The organism is Vibrio sp. 070316B (genome assembly GCF_013114115.1).
Lineage (GTDB): Bacteria > Pseudomonadota > Gammaproteobacteria > Enterobacterales > Vibrionaceae > Vibrio > Vibrio chagasii_B.
This window is the reverse complement of record NZ_VTYC01000041.1, coordinates 24,651-46,069: the sequence shown is the minus strand read 5'-3', so window position 1 is coordinate 46,069 and position 21,419 is coordinate 24,651. Positions and strand designations below refer to the sequence as shown.

Annotated in this window: 17 protein-coding genes and 1 pseudogene; 11 read left to right on the top strand and 7 right to left on the bottom strand. The window is 43.9% G+C overall.

All coding sequences use genetic code 11. The annotated features are described in order from the left end of the window. Positions 1 to 195 precede the first annotated feature (195 nt). Positions 196 to 1,566, bottom strand: a complete 1,371-nt coding sequence (locus F0251_RS22060) for an L-serine ammonia-lyase (protein WP_019820442.1) — start codon at positions 1,564 to 1,566, stop codon at positions 196 to 198. Positions 1,567 to 1,909: 343 nt separating this feature from the next. On the opposite strand from F0251_RS22060, the gene F0251_RS22055 reads away from it, so the two are divergent. Next, on the top strand, positions 1,910 to 2,788 hold the full coding sequence (locus tag F0251_RS22055; protein WP_105058010.1) for a YdcF family protein: 879 nt from the start codon (positions 1,910 to 1,912) through the stop codon (positions 2,786 to 2,788). Positions 2,789 to 2,792: 4 nt separating this feature from the next. Here F0251_RS22055 and F0251_RS22050 read toward each other — a convergent pair whose 3' ends face one another. Together F0251_RS22050 and F0251_RS22045 are read right to left on the bottom strand one after the other, a co-directional pair. After that, positions 2,793 to 3,470: a hypothetical protein gene (locus F0251_RS22050; RefSeq protein ID WP_116870858.1), complete on the bottom strand. Its 678-nt coding sequence runs from the start codon at positions 3,468 to 3,470 to the stop codon at positions 2,793 to 2,795. Between the two features lie 196 nt (positions 3,471 to 3,666). After that, positions 3,667 to 3,930 (bottom strand): DUF333 domain-containing protein, encoded by a 264-nt coding sequence (locus F0251_RS22045; RefSeq protein ID WP_061031205.1) that lies wholly within the window; start codon positions 3,928 to 3,930, stop codon positions 3,667 to 3,669. A gap of 368 nt (positions 3,931 to 4,298) precedes the next feature. Between F0251_RS22045 and F0251_RS22040 the strand changes: the two genes are divergently transcribed. The 7 genes from F0251_RS22040 (at position 4,299) to F0251_RS22010 (ending at position 12,781) form a co-directional block, all read left to right on the top strand. Continuing rightward, positions 4,299 to 4,817, top strand: coding sequence for an NUDIX hydrolase (locus tag F0251_RS22040; RefSeq protein ID WP_004742421.1), 519 nt, complete (start codon positions 4,299 to 4,301; stop codon positions 4,815 to 4,817). Between the two features lie 573 nt (positions 4,818 to 5,390). Continuing rightward, complete coding sequence (locus F0251_RS22035) at positions 5,391 to 7,502, top strand: LruC domain-containing protein (protein WP_171731834.1); 2,112 nt, start codon at positions 5,391 to 5,393, stop codon at positions 7,500 to 7,502. A gap of 13 nt (positions 7,503 to 7,515) precedes the next feature. Beyond that, positions 7,516 to 8,028, top strand: a complete 513-nt coding sequence (locus F0251_RS22030; protein ID WP_116870856.1) for a hypothetical protein — start codon at positions 7,516 to 7,518, stop codon at positions 8,026 to 8,028. Positions 8,029 to 8,258: 230 nt separating this feature from the next. Continuing rightward, positions 8,259 to 10,022 (top strand): ABC transporter ATP-binding protein, encoded by a 1,764-nt coding sequence (locus F0251_RS22025; protein ID WP_171731833.1) that lies wholly within the window; start codon positions 8,259 to 8,261, stop codon positions 10,020 to 10,022. After that, complete coding sequence (locus F0251_RS22020; protein ID WP_171731832.1) at positions 10,016 to 11,800, top strand: ABC transporter ATP-binding protein; 1,785 nt, start codon at positions 10,016 to 10,018, stop codon at positions 11,798 to 11,800. The genes F0251_RS22025 and F0251_RS22020 overlap by 7 nt, the downstream gene beginning before the upstream one ends. A gap of 232 nt (positions 11,801 to 12,032) precedes the next feature. Further along, positions 12,033 to 12,299 (top strand): hypothetical protein, encoded by a 267-nt coding sequence (locus F0251_RS22015; RefSeq protein WP_171731831.1) that lies wholly within the window; start codon positions 12,033 to 12,035, stop codon positions 12,297 to 12,299. Positions 12,300 to 12,346: 47 nt separating this feature from the next. Further along, positions 12,347 to 12,781, top strand: coding sequence for a hypothetical protein (locus F0251_RS22010; RefSeq protein WP_171731830.1), 435 nt, complete (start codon positions 12,347 to 12,349; stop codon positions 12,779 to 12,781). A gap of 83 nt (positions 12,782 to 12,864) precedes the next feature. Here the strand turns inward: F0251_RS22010 and F0251_RS22005 are convergent, their stop codons facing one another. After that, positions 12,865 to 13,380: a cytochrome b gene (locus F0251_RS22005; protein ID WP_171731829.1), complete on the bottom strand. Its 516-nt coding sequence runs from the start codon at positions 13,378 to 13,380 to the stop codon at positions 12,865 to 12,867. A 276-nt stretch (positions 13,381 to 13,656) separates the two neighbouring features. Between F0251_RS22005 and F0251_RS22000 the strand changes: the two genes are divergently transcribed. Then, entirely contained in the window at positions 13,657 to 14,496 is an 840-nt protein-coding gene (locus tag F0251_RS22000) for a tetratricopeptide repeat protein (RefSeq protein ID WP_171731828.1), read from the top strand. A gap of 143 nt (positions 14,497 to 14,639) precedes the next feature. Then, positions 14,640 to 15,896: a peptidoglycan DD-metalloendopeptidase family protein gene (locus F0251_RS21995; RefSeq protein ID WP_171731827.1), complete on the top strand. Its 1,257-nt coding sequence runs from the start codon at positions 14,640 to 14,642 to the stop codon at positions 15,894 to 15,896. A gap of 99 nt (positions 15,897 to 15,995) precedes the next feature. Here F0251_RS21995 and F0251_RS21990 read toward each other — a convergent pair whose 3' ends face one another. Both F0251_RS21990 and F0251_RS21985 read right to left on the bottom strand, forming a co-directional pair. Beyond that, entirely contained in the window at positions 15,996 to 16,316 is a 321-nt protein-coding gene (locus F0251_RS21990) for a heavy metal-binding domain-containing protein (RefSeq protein ID WP_004730185.1), read from the bottom strand. Between the two features lie 45 nt (positions 16,317 to 16,361). Next, the gene (locus F0251_RS21985) at positions 16,362 to 17,288 is read right to left on the bottom strand and encodes a LysR substrate-binding domain-containing protein (RefSeq protein WP_171731826.1); all 927 of its coding nucleotides are present in this window, start codon (positions 17,286 to 17,288) and stop codon (positions 16,362 to 16,364) included. A 91-nt stretch (positions 17,289 to 17,379) separates the two neighbouring features. Here F0251_RS21985 and F0251_RS21980 point away from each other — a divergent pair, with 91 nt between their 5' ends. After that, the gene (locus F0251_RS21980) at positions 17,380 to 18,387 is read left to right on the top strand and encodes a DMT family transporter (RefSeq protein ID WP_171731825.1); all 1,008 of its coding nucleotides are present in this window, start codon (positions 17,380 to 17,382) and stop codon (positions 18,385 to 18,387) included. 17 nt (positions 18,388 to 18,404) lie between these two features. Here F0251_RS21980 and F0251_RS21975 read toward each other — a convergent pair. Next, a pseudogene (locus F0251_RS21975) lies at positions 18,405 to 21,419 on the bottom strand (HD domain-containing phosphohydrolase).

The window sequence follows — 21,419 nt, the reverse complement described above, 5'->3', positions numbered from 1 at the left end:
AAACGGTAGTTTGTGTATGATTTTTGTTTGGCGACTAAACCATATCACTTACTACCGTTTTTGTTTTTAGTTCCCGCTAATCCGCGATGAACCATAAAAAAGCCAGCTTGGTGGCTGGCTTTGTTTTGATATTGAAAACTAAGTTTACAAGAATGACCCTTCTACAAGGGCATTGTGAACTCGTGTTCTTGTCTGCTATTCACACGGTGGCGCCATGTGTATCACCGCTAAGCCGCCTAACGACGTTTCTCGGTACTTCTTGTTCATGTCTTTACCTGTTTGGTACATGGTCTCGATAACTTTGTCTAACGAGATAAGACATTTACTCGTACGTTTTAGTGCCATACGTGATGCGTTGATCGCCTTCATTGCGCCCATCGCATTACGCTCAATGCATGGTACTTGAACCAGTCCGCCAATTGGGTCACAGGTCATACCCAGTGAGTGCTCCATCGCGATCTCAGCGGCAATACAGATTTGCTCGTTACTGCCACCACGAAGGGCCGTTAAGCCAGCCGCTGCCATTGAAGAAGATACGCCAACTTCACCTTGGCAGCCTACCTCTGCACCTGAAATAGACGCATTGGTTTTGTATAGAATACCGATGGCGCCAGATACCGCTAAAAAGTCTTTGAGCTGTTTGGTATCCAGTTCTTTGATGAAACGATGGTAGTACATTAATACTGCAGGAATAACGCCAGCCGCACCGTTGGTTGGCGATGTGACCACTTGGCCACCAGCTGCATTTTCTTCACTTACGGCAAAGGCAAATAGGTTAATCCAATCCATGATCTCCATTGGATCGTTCTCAATCGAGGCATTCGCTTCAAGTTTTTTCAAAAGAGCGGGAGCTCGACGTGTGACTTCAAGGCCACCATCTAGGATACCTTCAGTATCAAAACCACGCTGCATACACAGTGACATCACCTTCCAGATTTGATCTGCTTTTTGGTCAATGGCTTCCATATCTTGGAAGGATACTTCGTTGCGTAGGATTAATCCGCCAAGGCTCATTCCATTCTTATCAGCGAGCTCAAGGAGTTGGTCAGCAGATGAGAAAGGGAATTCAACTTGGGTTTCAGACTCTTGTTTGCCGTTTTGCAGCTCATCTGCAGTTGCGATGAAACCACCACCTATCGAGTAGTAGGTTTCCATATCCAAAAGTTTACCGCTCGCATCAAACGCAGAGATTGTCATACCGTTTTCATGAAGCGGCAGATTGGTTTTGTGAAAGAGCAAGTCGCTCTCTACATCGAAGTGAATCTCATGGTGACCACTCACCATAAGAGACTTGTCTTCAATCGCTTTGCGCATTGCTAGATTAGCACTGGTTATTTTGATGGTATCAGGGCGGTTGCCAAGTAGACCTAACAGGGTTGCTCGGTCAGTGTGGTGGCCGATACCTGTTAATGATAGTGAGCCGTATAAGTCGATTTGAATACGGGTAACTTGGTCAAGTACAGATTCAATCTTTTGGGTAAAATTAAACCCTGCGATCATTGGTCCATTTGTATGGGAGCTAGAAGGCCCAACCCCAATTTTATAGATATCAAAAATAGACAGCATAGTAACTTCCTGTGAAGACGGTTCGATGGACGAACTCTGTGTAAAATTTGTATTTTGTTCGTTTCACTTATATGTGTGAAAGCGTTCTCTGTTTAAAACTAAAACTAAAACTAAAACTAAAACTAAAACTAAAACTAACGCTAACCAGCGTAGCCCTGTGGACCCTATGATCGTGCTATTGTGCTTTTAAGCTGCACTTTGATTGTCGAGTACCTTATGGTGTTGCTTTGCAATAGTGAGCATTATTGCGAGCAACTTATAAGAATTTCAAAATACTTTTGTTCACAAGTATTGTATACATAATTCACTCCATCTAATCCCCAAAACGAGACTTGAACATAAAATGAGCATTAATAACCTCCTTATTGTGCTGGGTAAACGGCTTAATGAGAATGAATTGACTGAGGAAGGAATCAGTCGAGTTGATGCTTTGGTGAAGTATCTGGCGGAGTTCTTGAACGCAGAGCGTCGCTCGTCTACAGCGGTCGCTTTTTGTGGTGGGGTAACCAAAGGGCAGAGTGTTTCGGAAGCCGATGCGATGCACCGATACTTTCGAGAGTTGGAAAGCCTCCGCGAAGTCCCGTTTACTCTGGGAGCGATTTTATTAGAGCAGCATTCAACCAATACTGTAGAAAACATCCAAAATTTAGCTGCTGAGATGATAGAGAGTGGTCTGTTTACTCGTGGGCAAGGTGTAAAGATAACGTTTGTGTCGAATGACTATCACTTGCAACGAATCTTTGAGATTCAAACGCTAATGGACGAGCAAGGTTTGCTCAAAGTTCTCATTGAAAAGTGTTCGGCGCTTGGCGTAGAACTGCAGATAGATCGCAAGTTGGAGGCTCATGTTGCAGTCCCATATCCTCACCAAACGACTCAAGGTCAGCTGTTTTTATTGATGGATGTGCTTACAACGTACCGAGTGTATCTCGAAGGAGTATGTGCCGGAGCGTTTAAGCGAGATTTGAAGATGGTGAGGTCGGAGCCAGAAAGGCTTTCCTTGGAAGCCTTGGCGAAAGCAAAAGGCTTAGTCGGAAGTTCACCTAAGTTTAGTATTGTGGAAAGTCTGCTTCCGGTATTGGAAGGCTGTATTCGAGGTACTCCAATAGGTACGGATATAAAAAAAGTCAGGGAGTACCTAGCGTTACTAGATACCAACCTAACTTTTCTGAATCGATTGTTAGACCCTGAATCGGATCATACGCATCGCTGGTGGCGATAAATCGTTATTTTTTTCTGGTGATGGCAAGAACTGTTTTTAGGCTAGCAAACGCAATTAAGCAGTAGGCGAGTAGTTCTGTGCCTTCTTCTGCAATGTTTTTAACGGCGCGAACGTAATCATCGCCCATCACATTGTGCCAAAAGCTACCCATACCGAATAGGCGGGAGAATACTAACAGTAACATTACGCCTGTCACTAACAGGTTCATGTGCGGAGAAGCCAAAATAAGGGCAAGTTGATCGATAGTGCGCTTGCCGTTTTTTACAGCATAAAAAATAGCGCTACCAGCAACTAGCGCAGCAGGAACAACCCATGCACCGTGTGCGATCTTATCGAACCAAAAATCCATTTCACGAATGAACAGTACAGCGAAGAAGGCGCTAATGAGAGCCGCAGCGTGTTTTACTTCACATCTCTTTCTCGCTAGGTAAGCAAAAGAACCTGAAGTTACGATAAGTAGCAGCTGTTGCAACATCTCTGTCACTGAGATCTCACCAACATTTCCGTTCAACAATACAAAATCAATTCTTAGCGCTAAGTTAGCAATAATACCAATAGCGAGAACGACTAAAGCGGTTTGGCAACGCTTGTAGATCACTTGAGAGGTCGATTGAGAAAGGCTGAACTCAGGGAGTTCAAAAGACATGTGAGTTTGCTCTTCCGTTTTAGATTGGTTTTTCATTTCAATTCAACCTGTAAATATTTGTAACAGGCCGGCATTCTATCTGTTTGGAATTTGACAATGTCAGAGAAATGTCATTAATAAAACAGTGTACAATTGGTGTGTATATACGGTAAACCGCTGCCAATTGGCAGCCAGTTTACGTAATTGGTTGAATTAAAGAGGGGAAGGGATTGGTGGGTATCAGAGTGGAGCGCTATTCACTTTTAGCTTCTGAGTCTTGCTCATGATTATTTCGGTAATATTCCCATTGCTCAATACGTTCACCGTCATCAAAAACACAATAAGTGGTGCGTTGATTGTTTTCTGTGACCGTGTCTAATTCGCCATCCTGTTGAACACAATAAACGGCCGCTGGATTAGCGACTGAAACACGTTGGCCTTCGCTATACTCTGCATAGTCGTTTGCACAACCACCTAATACAACGGCAAATACAGCCATCAAACCAATTTTCTTCATGTTTATCTCCTACGTGATAACTCTATAGTTGAATACGTTAAGTTCTACAGAACCCAATTAGAAGCTCTATCAAATGAGTATATTTTAGATTTCAGAAAAGGTTGTTCTAATTTGGTCAAGATATTGAAATAGGTTGATATTTCGCCATGTTTAGCTGCTTTTTGAGGGCTAGATCAAGCTAAGCTAGCCGGGCGATAGAAGGGCATGAATTGTTGAGTGAAGGCTTTTCAGAGGCTATGTGATGTTTTCTTGCTTTATCGGCTATGAGGTACAAAGTTAGAAGGCGTGTTGATGTGAACCGCTATGAACCTCGAATCTATGAATGATTATGATATGATGCCGCCAAATTCAGTTGAGCAGTTAGAGCCATGAGACACCTAAAAACCACCATTCACCCAGATATCGATCACCTAGATAACAAAACAGTTTATAAGCGTAATGCCGCCAGAGCGATTGTCTTAGATGGTGAAGATATTCTGATGCTTTATACCGAGCGTTACCACGACTACACCATCCCTGGTGGTGGTTTAGATGAAGGCGAAGATGTGATTGCGGGCATGGTCCGAGAGCTTGAAGAAGAGACGGGTGCAAAGAACATTCATGGCATTAAGCCGTTTGGAATTTTTGAAGAGTTTCGCCCTTGGTACAAAGATGATGCAGATATCATGCATATGATTTCTTACTGCTATTCCTGCAAGATCGATCGTGAACTTGGTGAGACGGCTTACGAAGATTACGAAGTTAAAAACGGAATGAAGCCTGTGTGGATGAACATCCATGAAGCGATTGCTCATAATGAAAAGACTATGGCCGAGAGCCCTAAAAAGGGCATGAGCATTGAGCGCGAGACGTTTTTGTTGCATTTGATCGCAAAAGAAATGCTTTAATCTCACCCAAGCTTATATTGCAGTAATAGCACAGCAGTAATTGTTCAGCTGTAACTGCACTGCAGCCGACATTGATCTTTGAACTGTTTAATTTCACCCCGCATTTAAGCAGTTCACCGTTAGCGCTTTCAGTCCCCCCAACTTTGCTTACAGCCAATAGTCATTATTTCTCCAGTTTCACGCAGCTCCCTGCTGTTTGAGCGACATGTTTATTTGCTTGGAGTCTACTTATCACACTCCTTTCAATGACAAGTTGTCAAGTTGACTCATTCCCTCATCAAATTGATTCCTATTTTGAAGAAAGTGTTTGTTTATTTTTGATCTTAATAAGTCTACAGAAAAATAAAGACATATTTTCAATGGCTTAGGTTTATTTTCTAAGTATTCAAAAACTTGGCTCTTCTCTTGCTTCTTTGTCTTATGCAGCTCGTTTTGTCGGCACCAAAATAAAAAAGTAGACATCCTTTGTCTCGTAGCATCAGATTTTAGGGACACATTTATTTAGCTTTGCCGTTCAGAGTTTACGTACTTTTCAAGGAAATCGCCTAAGCGAAGAAGAAGTCGAGGTTAACTATGAAATACAAGCAAATTATTTATCTCATCGGAGCAATAGTTAGTGTCCCGGTCCACGCAACCATAGTGGACTTGGATTTTTCAAATCACATAGAATCAACAAACGGCAGTAGCAGTTGGGCAGGGCCGACCTACGATGGCGCCTCCATGCACTTCCTCAATGTCGGTACACACAATGGAAAGATCATTGATGCTAAGGTATCCAGTAGCGTATTTGGTGATGCGACATTTGTGTTTCATGCACCTAATTACAAAGTCGGCGCAACACAACCGTCAGGCGATATTGGTTTCCTCTATCAAACTAACTCAGCCGGTTCTGCAGGTTTGATTTATACCTTTGAGTTCTTTGACGGAACAGATGGTCTATCAGGTACTTTCTCGGTCCCTTACACCATTCCTGAATTTGAAATGATCGGTTATGACATTGATGGTGAGCCCGTTCAGTCAGAGCAAGTTCGTGTATTTAAAAGCGAAGGTTTTTACAGCTATCAGCTAGGGAGCGCGAGTGCCAGTTTGACTGCTGAAGAGAGTGCTGATGGCAATTCAGTTCTCTTCACCGGACCAGGTACTAATTATTCTGAAACCGATACGTCAGGTGCGGTTAAATTTACCTACAAAAATACCTCTATAGTTACCCTCCAGTTTGAAACTGTTACTACCAGTGGCAGTGGTTTCCCTAATCCAATCTTTTCAGCGTTTGATGGTAACTGGGATTTAAGTGGTTTTACTAATCCGATAGAGAGTTCCGACGAGTCTGATTTCGGCGATGCGCCGGATACCTATGGAACATTACAAGCAAGCAACGGTGCGGAGCATGCTGTTTCTTCAACGCTCTATCTCGGGGCTAATATCGATGCTGATTCTGACGGACAACCGGGCGCCTTATCAAACGGTGATGACTTGGATGTTGACGGGAATGATGACGACGGTATTACGCTACTAACTAACTTGGAAATTGGGTTGGATAGTCTCATTAACGTTAACGTTGTGGGTAATGGTTACCTACAAGCTTGGGCTGACTGGGACTTGAGTGGTACTTTCGATGATGATGAACAAATCTTGAAAAACCATTCGGTTGTTGAAGGGGGCCAAGTGGTTCCAATTCGAGTGGCTGATGATGCGAGTGTGGGAACTGTACAAACACGTTTCCGTCTAGCGAGCAGCCCTAACATTCCAAGTGATGGTTACGTTGGTGACGGGGAAGTCGAGGATTACGTGTTCAACGTGACTGATCCGGGAACCACAATTCAACACTCTAACTACTACACTGCAGCGTTCGAAGATAACTGGCCTGAAGTGGGTGACTTCGATTTAAACGATGTTGTTGTTTATTACCGAACCACCATTCTGAGTAAAGACGATGCTGTATTGCGTATGGATATCAGCGGTAGCATCATGGCCTACGGTGCCTCTTATGGTAACGGCTTAGGTTGGAAATTGAGTGGCTTTGATGAGTCGGATGTCGACTTGCAGACCGCCAGAGTGCAGAAAAACGGCGCAACTCGTGTGAATATCTCACCGTTTACGGGCGAAGATAAATCGGTTGCATCGCCAGGAGGTGACCTTGTTGTTGTCGCTTCGTTGAACTTGAAAAACGATATCCCGATTAACGATGAGTGTATGTTCCACCGTACGAATCCATCTTGTAATCCGTCTCTTGAGTCTGACCAAATGACGTTCAGTATCTCACTACCGTTTAACGACGACGATCAACCAACGGTAAGTTCACTTCTACCATTGAGTGGTTTCGACCCGTTCATCTTTGGTCCAGGTGAAGGCTATTACCATGGCTCTAGTTTTACTGGCTCTCCGGGTAAAGATCTTGAAATTCACACAGCGGATCTTCCACCAACGTCACGTGGTACGTTAGTAAGCGACTTTTACGGTGTGGCACAAGATGATTCAGACCCAAGTAGTGGAAAATACTACAGAACTACGCAAAACATGCCTTGGGGTATTTTGATTTCATCTCCTTGGAATCACCCATCCGAGTACATTGATATCAGTGAAGCGTTCCCAGACTTTGCAGAATGGGCGACGTCTGGCGGTTCTTCTAAACCGACTTGGTATCTAAACCCTAACTCAGACAAAACTTGGTCTACTGAAGATTAATCAAGGAGGATTTATGAAACTATCAAAACTAATGCTAAGTAGTGTGACTCTTGTCTTCCTTGCTGCGTGTGGCGGAGGCGGCGGTGGTGGTGGCTCTACCACATCAGCTCCAAGCTCTGTCCCACCAGCGGATGATTCTTCATCAGGCAACTCGTCATCTGCTAATAACACAGTGACGTCTAGCGTCGCGCCTGCGGCACAAGTGTTGAGCTCGGTCGAGCTGACCATACCGGAAGGCTTTGATTTCTCAACTGAGAGGGAAGTCGCTGTGACGGTCGATGTCGCAAGTTCACAAAGTTCGCGGGGCTTTATGAGCTTGTACACTGAGTTTGATGGGGACGTTGTCGACTACACCTCACAAGTGTTAAGAATGCCTATTAATGAAGACACTGACTTTTCAACAACGCTAATGTTGCCCAACCATGTTGATAAAGTTTGGGTCGAGGTGTGGTACCCATCAGCATTGGGTAGCGAGGTGAGAAACTCATATAGCATAGAAAATGACCAAGTCGATGTGATTCTCTAACATGGGTATGAGTGTTAGTTAGCGCTTCATATTCGAACCGTTAATATCTTTGCCGCCATATTGGCGGCAAAGTTGTTTCTGCAATACAAAAAATGAATAGGACTGACGAATAATGGAATATGGTTGATATTGTCAACTAAGTGTTTTTGGTGTATCTTTACCACTGTGATACAACCCTAATTCAAGAGTATCGCTATGTCGCTTTATGCCAGCCCTCAACAAAGAACGTTATGAATAAAAGACAGTTTATTGCCCATTACTTGCGCATGAATCGCACCTCGTACTTACTTGCGGTTGTGTTCATTTTTCTCGTTAACTGGTTACAAGTAGAAATCCCTCGTTATATTCAATTGGCAATAGACCTGATTGATGACGCCTCTTCAAGTGGACATCAACAGTTGCAGTCCCATGTGTGGATTGTCGTTGGTATGTCGGTTGCTATGGTCGTTGTTAGGATTCTATCTCGCATTTACGCGCTTAACCCCGGGCGAATTACAGAAGCTTCACTTAAGACCACTCTTCTACGAAAACTGAATCGCTTGCCAAACAGCTTTCACAAGCGCTTTGCTTCTGGCCGTTTAATCTCAATCATCAACAATGACCTAAGTGGTATTCGTTTGATGTTTGGTGTTGGCTTTCTGCAATTCTTTAATGCGTTGCTCGCTCTATCGCTAACGCCGCTATACATGTGGCGTATATCGCCAGAACTAACCCTGTATTCGATCATTCCGATTTCAATTGCATTTGTTATCTTTAGAGTCGGCTTTAAGCGTATGAAAACACTTCATTTAGAGCATATGAAGCGCCTTCAAAACTTGTCTGCGCAACTGATGAGTTATCTGTCTGGGATTGATCTGATTAAAAGCCAGCAGATGTCACCTTGGGTAAAAGCGGAGACTGAGAAGCTGAATCAGTTGTTACTTGAATGCCGCCTTAAAATCACGCGTATCCAAGTCTTCTTTATGCCGGTTCTCGATTACGCCAATGACCTAATGAAAATCATTATTCTAGGTCTAGGTGGTTTTATGTTGATGAGACAGGAACTGACTCTTGGTGAAATCACAGCATTCCTAACTTACTCAGTTTTGCTCGCCATGCCGCTGATGCAATTAGGACGAATCGCGACGATTTATCAGCGTGGCATGGTAGGTATTCAAAGCGCCCAGACTATTCTTAATGCCAAAATACCAGAGTTGGATGAGCAGAAACTGTCTGAGCTCGATGTGGAATCCCTAAAAGGAAAAACGTTCTCCGTTCGTAACCTTAGCTTTAGCTATCCGGGCGAGGAGCGTCTGATTCTGGATGACATCAGTTTTGATATCCCCGCGGGGAAGAAAGTCGGTGTGTTAGGTGGTATCGGTGCGGGAAAAACGACGTTGGTGAACTGTTTGAACCATCACTTAGACACTCCACAAGGTTCAGTACTGCTTGGTGAGAGAGATATCACTAGCTTCTCGCGTAGCGATTTACGTCGTTACGTCAAAACGGTCACCCAAGATCCATACCTGTTTTCAGCGACTGTTGAAGCGAATATTCGTTTTGGTAGCGCCGATACCGAGCTAGCAAAAAGCCAGGTTGATGAAGTGTTAGAGCTTAGCCAACTAGCCAGTGATGTGACGCGCTTTGAGCAGGGCGACCAAACTTTAGTCGGTGAGAAGGGCATCATGTTGTCAGGGGGACAAAAACAGCGCTTGAGCATTGCTCGTGCTCTATTACAACCAACCGATCTCATCATTATGGATAACGTTCTGTCTGCCGTTGACTACGAGACAGAGAGAAAAATCTTAGAAGGCCTATTCAAACGATTGGAAAATCAGTCGGTTCTTGTCGTCTCGCATCGTGTTAATGCACTTGAATATATGGATGAAGTTATCGTGTTGAATGAAGGAAAAGTGATTGCTCAGGGCGACCATAAAACCCTACTGAAAACTTGCGATTACTACTACGAGACATGGCTACTACAGCAAAATGAAACGGAGGCAGCAGCATGTTAAAAGGTGTTGACCTCAAGTACCTCAAGCATTTCTTTAAGTTTGCTAAGAAATACAAAGGCTCGGCGATTTTGGGCATTGCGATGCTTCCGCTTTCTGTCATCACAAGCTTGTTGTTCCCTTGGTTGATTATTCAAGTGATCGACGTTCAGCTGAGTCATGGTGATATGGACGGGCTATTAGAATACGTTTTCTACCTCGTTGCTGTACTAATCGTCAGCTATGTAGTGGATACCACTTACGCATATAACCTACGTAAAACAGGTCAATACACGATTACTGACATGCGCTCAGTTCTGTTTGCTCGTGTTTTGAAATTGCCACGCAGCTACTTTGACAATACACCAATCGGTGTCACGCTCTCGCGTCTAACCAGTGATTTAGAAACCATCGGTGAGACGTTTGTTCAGTCGGTTGTCGGTTTGGTAAAAGACAGCATTAACACCATTGCGCTGCTGGTCATGATGTTCTTAATTGATTGGAAGCTGACGCTGATCGTATTGATCATCATGCCTCCGGTCATGTATCTGACTGTACATGTTCGAAATCGACTTCGTGCTCTGTATAAGGTGACTCGTTCGTCACTGGCTCAAGGTATTGGCTTCTTGCAAGAAGTGCTGTTTGGTATGAAAACCGTACAGATGTACCGAGCAGAAGAGCAAGTCGAACAACGTTACCAAGGCTATACCGACGAGTTTTTGAGAGCGCAGAAAAAGATCAATAAATACGACGCTATTCTGTTCTCATTCATTTCTGGTATCACATCCATCACCATCGCGGTAATGATTTGGTACGGTTCTGAGCAAGTGATAGAAGGGGCGCTCACCTTGGGTGTGCTGATTGCGTTCATCAACACCTTAGAAAAAGTGTTCGTGCCGATTCGAGATTTTACTTCGCAAATTGCATCAATTCAGAGCTCATTTGCCGCGTTCGACCATATCGAAGAGCTGTTTGTTGAACCGACTGAAGAAGAGGGGCGTAACTTACTGCCATCAGAGAAGGTTGCTAAGCCGTTAGAGCAATTTGAAAGCCTTGAGTTTAAGAACGTAAGCTTCCGCTACAAAGACGATGCTCCGTACGTTCTAAAGAATGTCTCGTTTGTATTGGAGAAAGGGCATCAAATCGCACTGGTGGGCTCTACAGGCTCAGGTAAGTCAACGATTCTGCGTTTGATCTCGAAAACCTACCAAGACTATGAAGGCAGCATACTGCTGAATGGCATTGAGCTGTCGCAGATCTCTAGTGAAGACTCGGCACACCTGTTCTCGATGATGATGCAAGATGTGCATTTATTCGAAGAGACGATTGCTTTCAATATAGCACTAGGTAAAGAACATCTATCAAGTGCCGAGATTGAGCAGGCGGCGCGTTATGTTTATGCAGATAAGTTTATTGAACAGCTGCCTCAAGGCTATGGCTTCCAACTAGATAAGAACGGGGCAAATCTATCGGTTGGACAAACTCAGCTTATCTCGTTTGCAAGAGCCGTTGCTCAAGGGGGACAACTGATGATGCTGGATGAGGCAACCAGTTCGGTAGATTCGATTACCGAGGATCTCATTCAAAAAGCGATGCAGCGTCTGTTCAAAGAGAAAACCGTGATTGCGATTGCCCACCGTTTGAGTACTGTTCGTCACTCAGACACCATTTTGGTGTTGGAAAAGGGGGAAATTGTTGAGCAAGGTAATCATCAACAACTGGTGGCGCACAATGGTATTTATGCTGGCTTGTTACAAGAATCGATTGTAGAAACGGGCGATTCTCAAGCTACGGTAGCCTAATTGCCTAAAATCAGGCTGTTGCTTTCAATAAGACGAATTGGTCTTGTCTATGCTTCACCAATTTCTCTTGTTTTCTAATATTCCCAGTAGGTTAGGGAAATTAAACATATTTTTCGATTATTAATATGTTATGATCTCCCTACTACTAAAGGGGTGTCTTCGGGCATCGGGATGTATGCGAGCAAATTTACGTGCTTGTGTCAGTCACTTTCTGGCGAATATGGAATCGAAAATGTTGTTGGAAGAAGTTGTAGAAATCATTGAATTAACCGACTCAGACCATTTATCTCATGCAATGGACCTGTTTAACGAGCATGGCTTTGTTTCCGCAGAGCATTTACCTTTCATGTCGGTGGTTTTTGAAACCGCACCTGAGCATTTAGCGAAGAAACTGTCGCAAATTGGCTTCAAAGGTTTAGTGCAAGTAGAGAAAAGTGAAGACGCAGCTGGCTTTATCATCGTTGACGCTGAACGAGCTCAGCTTAGCAAAAGCGCGTAATCAGAAACGCTCAATAATATCCGTTATGACAATTTGAGGTTAACACAGTGACAACAGCTACCGTTTCAGCAACAGAGCAACAGATCTCCAATGAACATGCACTTTTGGGTGCATCGTTACTAGCGGCCCAAAAAGTAGAGTTGGCGCTGTTTAATGTGATCTCTAAATTATCGAAAACCTTGTCAAAAGATGCTCAGAAAGAGCTAGGTTTAGACCTAGATACTTTTTTGAGAGAGAAGGCGAGCCACCAAGAAGCAACGCTCAGCTTGTATGAGCAGACGTTCGGTGAACAACTACCGCTGAAAAAAAACGAACTTAGCGATTTTATTTATCACAGAAACTTAGTGACTCGCAGTTTTTGGCGAGTGACCGGTGCTGATGTTAAGGGTGGCGAGAAGCTAGCTAACCCAGAACTCTACCTAAAAGAGTTTCTTGCTAAATGTGAATACTGGCAAGTGATGCTGGATAACCAATCCAATTAATCGCGCCGAAAAAGAAAGCCATAGCAGAAGTGCTATGGCTTTTTTGTTGGTCGAGCTTTAAGTCCAAAGTCTCACAGTATTATTTAAATCATCATTTTTAATACGTAGTTCTTAGAGACGAAGTGGTGTTTAAGTGCTGCGCTAATATGTAAAACAATCAAACAAGCTAGGGCAATACAACTGGCACGATGTAAATAAAAGAAGAAGCTGTTGATTGCTGGGTTGCTAATTAGGTTTTCGACTGTGGTTAGCCAGAATAATGAGTATGGCTGTTCCAGCATCAAATAACCTGTACTGAACACCATAAACATGGCGAGGTACATTAAAGAGTGAGCTAGCTTAGCCACACACTTTTGCCCCTCTGGTATTGATGTCGGCATGGTCGGAGAAGAGCGAAAGTGGCTCCAGATATAACGAACCATGAGCAATGGTGTCGCAACGGTCGCCAATGACATGTTAAGCACAGATAAGAATGAAAACAGCTCTGGATGACTGGTCACATAGTGCATCACATAACCTGCGATTGTGGCATAAATGATTACAGAAGCCATTACCCAGTGCAGTACACGGCTTACTAAATCGTATCTTGGATTATTCAAATTAACCTCGCTCTGATCGTTATTAATATAAGTTTCATCTCGATGCAATAAATCAAATGACTCTATATTCGCATCGCGAATTAATTATATAGAACAGTATTACTTGGTATTTTTATAATTTAGAAATTAATGATGTTGCTTCAGGTGTTTTATAATTATCAATGATGTTTTAGAGTGTTAATTCCAATATGGATAAGGCAAACTTGCCGACTTCCTAGCTTGTATGCCTATAACGAGATACAGTTAGGTTAAAGCTAAATATATAAGGATTGTATAATGCTTCGAATCTTATTGATTGCAGTTATCTCAGTGTTCAGCGCGATGAGTTTTGCAAGCGAAGAAAATAAATACTCGGATCAAGAGTATTTGGATAGACCCTTGATGGAACGTTATATCTTGGATGAGTTGAAGCAGCTGAGAATCGAACAGCAGGATCTTGAAAGACGTCTCACCATTCAGATGACCGATCGCGAGCTCGCAGTAGCAGATAAGTCGCTCAACTACGCCAATGTTACCGTAACGTATTTCTTCTATATCATTGCTGGTGTTGCTTCGTTAATTGCACTGGTTGGTTGGCAGTCGCTCAAAGAGTTAAAACACACCACTAAAGAGATGGCAGATCGACGACTCAACGACATTGCACAAGACTATGAGAAGAAGTTTAATGTTCTAGAGAGGGATCTTAAACGCAAAACCAGAATCATTTCAGAGAACAACCGAGAAATCGAAATCATCAATGAGATCCACAATCTATGGTTAAGGGCGCAAAATGCGCAAACCGCGGAACAGAAAATTGAAATTTATGATGAGATTTTGAAGGTTCGTCCCGGGGATTTGGAAGCATTAACCTACAAAGCGGACGCAGCAATGGATATTCAAGAGTACCATTGGGCGATGAGCTTATGTAATCGCGTGTTAGAGGTGGATGACCAGAACGCTCATGCTCTGTATCAGCGGGCGTGTGCTTACGCAAGGTTAGGGGCGGAAGGACAAGCTATTGACGACCTAGAACGCTCTGTCGAAGCCAGTGGCTCAATGCGAGAGTTGTTGGCTGAAGAACCGGACTTCGAAATGCTTCGAGGCTTAGAGCGTTTTGAGGCGCTTCGTGAAGAATAAAGCTTTGATGCTATGGTGGGTTTCTTAAGCCCACCATATTTTTGTGCTTCCAAAAGAACGGTTTCTTACATTTCGTTTGTTTTTTTGATTTGATTGTTATGTTATAACACTTTTTAAGTTCCTTGTTATAACTGCTAATTTTTATGAAGTACCTCCGCATTATCCTGATTGTTGTTGCGATCAGTGCATTTTCACTTGCCGCTTTGCTCTCTTTCCATCCGGAACCGGAAAAAGAAATTTCAATAAAAGTAACGCCTTATCAAGAACTACACATGGACGGTGAGGAACAGGCGCACCCACAAGCTAATTCGAGCTCATTGATCAAAATTCACTACTTTGTAAAAGTAGGGGACACACTGAGTAACATATTCGAATCGTGGAATCTGCCTTATGAAACGGTTCATAAAGTAATGGAAGCGGATCTTGAATCCTTGAAACTCGATACAATAAAACCCGGTGACCACTTAGAGCTGCTTTTAGATAGTGACTCCAAACAGCTTGTTGAGTTGGTGTTCCACGAAAGTCTGGTTGAGCAAGCTGCCTTTACTCGAAATGATGATGGGAGCTTCACCTATAAATTCCACGAGATACCAGGCGAATGGAAAGAAAAACTCTATGCGGGCAGTGTTCATGGTAGCTTTTCAACATCGGCATACAAAGCGGGGCTTACAACGGCTCAGATAGCCAATATTACTCGTACGCTGAAAGATAAAGTTAACTTCGCTCGTGAGCTTAGAGCCGGTGACAGCTTCAATGTATTGGTCAAAGAGCAGTACACAGACAATCACTTAACGGGAAAAACAGAAGTTCAAGGCATCTCCATTCAATTAAGAAACCGAGAAGTAGCAGCGTTTTTAGCGCCAGATGGCCTTTTTTATGACAGAGAGGGTAACAGTCTAGAGCAAGCCTTCGATAGATACCCTGTCGACAGAAAGTTCCGAAGAATTACCTCATCGTTCAACCCGAAACGAAGACACCCTGTGACAGGCCGAATCTCGCCGCACAATGGTACTGACTTTGCGACGCCAGTGGGCGCTCCGGTATATTCAACGGGTGACGGCCGGGTTGTAGCGCTTCGTGACCACCCTTATGCCGGTAAATACTTGGTGATTGAACACAACAGCGTATACACCACTCGTTATCTTCATTTGAGCCGCTTTTTAGTTAAGAAAGGGCAGCAAATTAAACGAGGTCAGAAAATTGCGCTATCGGGTGCAACGGGGCGTATCACTGGTCCTCACTTGCATTTTGAGGTGTTGGTTCGTGGTCGAGCCGTTGATGCGATGAAGGCGAATTTACCGATGGCAAGTTCGATTATGCCGAAAGATAGAAAAGAGTTTTTGGCTCGAATCGCTTCTTTTGATGCCATGATCTCTGAGCCAGCAGGTCGTGCGAGTTAGAGATATTCAAACCTAACCTAGCAACGCATACAAAAACGCCCCTTAGCTAGTGATTTAGCTAAGAGGCGTTTTTATAGGTAATCACGACTTAGCGAGTAATTAAGCTACTACTACCGCTGTGCCGCTGGCTGATACCATTAGCATGCCGTTACCTGTTCCAAGTACTTCGTAATCAATATCGACACCGACCACTGCATTTGCACCAGCTTCAATGGCTTTCTGTTCCAGCTCTTTGAATGCATAGTTACGGGCTTTTTCGAGTTCCTTTTCGTAGGTGCCAGAGCGCCCACCAACAAAATCACGAATGCCAGAAAACATATCCTTGAATACGTTCACCCCTAAGATAGCTTCTCCGGCAATAACTCCTTTGTAGTCGACAATGCGTTTACCTTCGACAGATTGTGTGGTGGTAATGATCATAATGGCCTCTTGTAAGTAACGGTTCTATTGGACGTTGTCGTTATTCTATTCTTGTGTTGTATCGCTAAGTGTTATGTCTGAATTGGCAAATTCATGCCTTAACCATGTTCTCAGTTGTAGCACACTTTCTTGTTTTAACTTGTTTTTTGGGCAAACAAAATAGAAATCTTGATGTGGGTTAGCAACGGGGGCACCAAGCTCAACCAGCATGCCGTGGCTAATGTCATCTTTTACAAACAAGCGATGGGTGACTAATACACCTAGTGAACGAATCGCGGCTTGTACCGCTTGAATCGACACATCAAACGTTAGGTTGCTGTGAAAATTTGGCATCGGGATTTGGTAATGATCACACCACACTTGCCAGTCGTGTTTTCGCCTCGGGTTAAAGACACCAATCGTGGAGTTTTGCTCAACAAGCTTCTTGACGCTTAAATTCTCATTACTTTTGAGGAGCGCAGGGCTACACACCAACACCAGATCATCATCGCCCAGTTTTTCGCTGTAATACCGCTCCCACTCATTGGGCTTGCCATGTACAAGAGCAATATCAACCCCTTCTTGTTCAATATCGAAAGGGCCTGTTAGTGTCGAAATTCGAATATCAAGTGATGGAGCAAAAGATTGAAAGTCAGAGACTCGAGGGATCCACCAGTGCATGGCGAGCGAATTTACCATGTTGAGTGTGATGCGATGGTCATTAGGCGTCTTTGCTAGCTCTTCAGTGGCTTCTATCACTTGCTCCAGTGCGGGAGCAACTTTGCGATAGTAGCGTTTACCTGCGGCATTTAGAACAACACGACGACCTACTCGCTGAAATAGAGGCTTATTGACCTGCTGTTCTAAGGACTTGATGGCTTGGCTTACCGCAGAGTGGCTGACATACAACACACGAGCGGCATCGGTCATGCTGCCAGTTTCTGCGACAGCAATGAAAGCGTAAACGGATTTAAGCGGAACGAGCTTTTTCATTGGTAAGTTTTCCTTACAGTTATGGTTAATATTACTCGCTATTTTTAATGACGTCACGCTTCTAAAATAGACAGCATAGGAGGTGATAATTATGTCTGATATTACCAAGGCGACGACTTTCATGTTGTTGTCTACGTTCAGTTTGTCTTTAAGCGGTTTAGTAGCGAAGTATTTATCGGAAGCTATGCCTATTTCATTACTGAGCTTTGTGCGTTTCTTCTTACCTAGCTTGCTCATATTCTTGTTTCTTATCTTTTCTAAAATCAGCAGGCCGACAGCAAGTATGTGGAAGCCACTGGTCATGCGGGCGATATTCATGGTGGCATGTCAGTGGTGTTTTCTTACGTCGTTACAAACTTTAACGCTGGTGGAAGGTGTGGTGCTATTCAGTACTGGCCCTTTGTTTATACCGTTGTTAGAAAAGTTAATGTTTGGAACTAAAATTCATACAACAACCATATTTTGTTTAGCGATAACCTTTGTTGGTGTTGTGATGATGGCTGGGGATTGGTCGCAGTTTAAATTTGGCTCTGAGTTCTTGAGGCCTGAATTGTTGCTTGGTTTGTTGGCCGGACTATTCAACTCAGCGTCACAAGTGAGTTTGTATCGCGCCTCTAAAACTAGTCTCACGCCTGCAGAACTTAACGCTTGGACGTTTTTAGTTGCAGCAATATTGGTTATCCCGATGTTGGTATTCACCTCAGTACAAGGCGTTTCTGGAGTGCAGACAGACTCAAGTATTCTCAATACTTTAAAGACGGTTGACCAAATAGGCTGGATTGGAATAGGTGCATTTGGACTGGCGCTATGTACTGTTAATACACAGATCTTCCGTTCGAAGGCTTACAAGCTTGCAGAGAGTGGCTCTCAATTGGCTCCGTTAATTTTTACCAATATGCTGTTTAGTGCACTGTGGCAAGGTGTGTTCTTTGATGATGTATTTTCTACTCAGCAGTTGGTCGGTATTAATCTGATTGTCGCTGCGAGCATCACAAACACCTTGTTAGCGAAAAAGCACAGTAAATCCCGAAAAGCAGCACCTGTGAGAACCTCAAAAGAGGACTCCGTGCTCGATCTACAAGCAATAGTTAAGCGCTAGACGTTGTATGAAACGGTTTAAAAAAGTGAGCGTATGTACTCTTTTACTTTATCGATATGTTTCGTTTCATCAACCTCGCATCGTTGGTTTGGTTCAAGGAATTGCTCGGCGTATTTGTCGTAGATCTTGTTTTCTAGAAATAGTAAATAGAGCTTAGGGTCGATATGACCGCTGGTGGCCATGTCGGTCATGATATTGAGCGATTCACTGAGCAGCTTGCCTTTTTTATAAGGACGATCGCTTGAAGTCAGGGCTTCAAACACGTCAGCAATCGCCATGGCTCTCGACGGTAGGGGTAATTGATCTTCACTCAACCCACGAGGGTAGCCCTTACCATCGATGCGTTCATGATGCCCACTGGCGATTTCAGGAATATTTTGCAGGTAAGGTGGGTAAGGGAGCTTGTTTAACATGGTGAAGGTCTGAATGATATGGTCATTGATCATGAAGCGTTCTTCTTCGTTGAGAGTGCCACGATTGACTTTCAAATTGTGCAGCTCGCCTTGGTTGTATTTGACCTCTCCAGGCTTAAGGACGAACTCTTCTTGCCACAATTCTGCTGGGTTAAAGCCATTATCCCATGGGATCTTGTGCTCTGGCTTGTCCGCAAGGAGTGGTTCCATCACTGGTAATGTCTGTTCACTGTGATCTGGTTTAGCGCCGGCAGATTGCGACGATTTCTGCCACGAGTTGTACCTCTCTTTTTCAGCCCAAGATATTCCAAGTTGATCATCTAACGTTCGTTTCCATTGACGCTTGGCTATTTGGTCCAATCGTTCTAACTGTTCTTGTGTCATTGATTCTCCGCCAAGGTTGCACTGAGCAACAAAGGCAAACTCTTCATCGAGGTCGGAAAGGGTTTGTCCTAGGATCTGTAGCTGCTCTTCTTGAAGTCCACCATTGGCCATCGCTTTCCAGTAGTCAGTTTCGGCTTGTTGTTTGAGTAGTTCAAATCGCATACGAACTTCATGGATTCGGTCGTAAATGGTCTCAAGTTTGGTTGCTTTGTCTACCACATACTCAGGTGTGGTGACTTTCCCACAGTCATGTAGCCACGCGGCTAACATCAACTCTTCCCACTGTTTGTTGTCCAGAGAGAACTGAGGGTAATAACGGTCGTCATCTATAGTCGCTTGGGTTAACCATTTGGTTAGTTCGGGTACTCGCTGGCAGTGACCGCCAGTGTATGGGGATTTGGTATCTATCGCAGAGGCTATCAGCTCAATAAAGGCGTTTAGCATGTCTTTCTGTTGCTGCATTTGGTCGATGTTGTCTTTGGCTATTTCCGCAAAGCTCAGTAACTCTCTTAAAAAGGCGTGTTTATCTGCTTGAGCTTTAGTAATCGGCCTTTCATAGCCAATCGCCACAATACCAACCAACAGCTTTTCGCGGTTCAATAATGGGAACAGGTACAGGTCTGAGTTGAAGATAGAGTCTTGATAGTAGTTGAGTACATTGTCTTCTCGATTTAAGTGGATAGTCTCTCCTGACTTGAGTTTGCACAGTAATCAAGGTGTGTGTTTGATGAAGTCATTGATGTCTGCTTTGAAGGGAATGATCGCTAGGTTGGCGGCGGTATCAAACACATCTTTCTCTTCTGATTGAGTGAACAGCACAATGGTTTCGGCTTTGGTTATCAAATAGCTTTGGTGAGCGATGTTCTTGGCAAGTATCGAGAACTCCTGATTCCCTGCTGTGTCCCGAAGTAAGTTGATGAGGTCATGAAGCGTGTGTTCCATTAATTCGATGGAGTGGGCGAGGTTAGCGACCTCTTTAATCATGCTCTTCGGATAATGGGTACGACGGAAATCGAACCGAGCGATGTTATCGGTAAGCTGCATCAAGGTATTGAGTGGCTGGGATAGACGATTAGCAACCAACCACACGATACCAAAGCAGATAAACAACATCCCAATCGCGACCGCGACTTGTTTGTCACGCATCGAAATGAGGTCAGAAAGCAGTTCATTGTGTGGTGTAGCCTCTGCCAAATAGAGGGTCACGTTTTGGGTGAGCTCAACCGGAGTTAAGGTCAGTGCCCATGTGTTCAGGTTGTACTCGACGTTTTTGAGATTGAGGTTAAACTTTTCCTCATCTGAGATTAGCGGCCCCAATACTGAAGATTTTAACGCTTCCATTTGCTCTCGTTTGGGGATGTTGAAAAAGTTCTGCTCCTGCTCACTACCAGAGAGTTTGCCTGCACCAGTTACATTATTAGTATTGTCATGGTTAGCTTGGAAGGTGAGGTTAGAGGTCGTTAAATCCAGTTGATGCTGACCCAGAAGGTTAAAGTGTTGGTCAAATAGAGCCAGTCTGGTCTGCGGAGAGTAGACCAGCTCACTGATCTGAGAAGAGAGAGAACTCAGCGTGAAGTCGGCGCCTACCACGTGCTTGCCATCAGCTGAACGCCTAGACAGTGTAATGCCATTGGTTTTAAGGAAATAAAAAAGATAGGGCTCGGATAGGTGGATTGAACCATCGGGCTTTGCATTGCGATACCAAGTACGAGTCGTTGGGTTAAATTTACTCTCGCTTTGCACCGTGCTGATGACCTGATGCGCACCATCGAGGTAGGTAATAAAGTTCTCACCATCCAAATTAGTGCTACTGACCATCATGGTCGCTTTGGCAGGGGCATTATTTTCGGCCCTTTGTTTATTGGTGCTCAAGGGGCGGAATATTCTAAAGTCGCCATCCTCCGAGCCATAGAAGAGCGCGACTAAATTAGCATTCTGTTTGAAGATGATATCGACTGATGCTAGCCAAGACTCCTTCTCGGTAGAGGAGCTTTGTTGATTAACAAACGGACTGACCGCCATCACGTTCAAAGTGGTGATGACAGGCGCTACTGCTTGCTTGAACACTGATTCCAGTTTATCACGATGCTCATTACTGACCTCACGAACTGTGCCCAATAGCAGCTCTTGAGAATGCCGATAGCTTATTGATATCAAAACTGCACCGACAAATGTTGTCAAAATTAGGAAAAGGCTAGTGATGTGGATACTCAGCGGATAACGTCTTCGTCTCAT

Coding starts and splice junctions, on each gene's coding strand:
- F0251_RS22060 (WP_019820442.1), bottom strand. CDS start 1,566: ATGCTGTCTATTTTTGATATCTATAAAATTGGGGTTGGGCCTTCTAGC.
- F0251_RS22055 (WP_105058010.1), top strand. CDS start 1,910: ATGAGCATTAATAACCTCCTTATTGTGCTGGGTAAACGGCTTAATGAG.
- F0251_RS22050 (WP_116870858.1), bottom strand. CDS start 3,470: ATGAAAAACCAATCTAAAACGGAAGAGCAAACTCACATGTCTTTTGAA.
- F0251_RS22045 (WP_061031205.1), bottom strand. CDS start 3,930: ATGAAGAAAATTGGTTTGATGGCTGTATTTGCCGTTGTATTAGGTGGT.
- F0251_RS22040 (WP_004742421.1), top strand. CDS start 4,299: ATGAGACACCTAAAAACCACCATTCACCCAGATATCGATCACCTAGAT.
- F0251_RS22035 (WP_171731834.1), top strand. CDS start 5,391: ATGAAATACAAGCAAATTATTTATCTCATCGGAGCAATAGTTAGTGTC.
- F0251_RS22030 (WP_116870856.1), top strand. CDS start 7,516: ATGAAACTATCAAAACTAATGCTAAGTAGTGTGACTCTTGTCTTCCTT.
- F0251_RS22025 (WP_171731833.1), top strand. CDS start 8,259: ATGAATAAAAGACAGTTTATTGCCCATTACTTGCGCATGAATCGCACC.
- F0251_RS22020 (WP_171731832.1), top strand. CDS start 10,016: ATGTTAAAAGGTGTTGACCTCAAGTACCTCAAGCATTTCTTTAAGTTT.
- F0251_RS22015 (WP_171731831.1), top strand. CDS start 12,033: ATGTTGTTGGAAGAAGTTGTAGAAATCATTGAATTAACCGACTCAGAC.
- F0251_RS22000 (WP_171731828.1), top strand. CDS start 13,657: ATGCTTCGAATCTTATTGATTGCAGTTATCTCAGTGTTCAGCGCGATG.
- F0251_RS21995 (WP_171731827.1), top strand. CDS start 14,640: ATGAAGTACCTCCGCATTATCCTGATTGTTGTTGCGATCAGTGCATTT.
- F0251_RS21990 (WP_004730185.1), bottom strand. CDS start 16,316: ATGATCATTACCACCACACAATCTGTCGAAGGTAAACGCATTGTCGAC.
- F0251_RS21985 (WP_171731826.1), bottom strand. CDS start 17,288: ATGAAAAAGCTCGTTCCGCTTAAATCCGTTTACGCTTTCATTGCTGTC.
- F0251_RS21980 (WP_171731825.1), top strand. CDS start 17,380: ATGTCTGATATTACCAAGGCGACGACTTTCATGTTGTTGTCTACGTTC.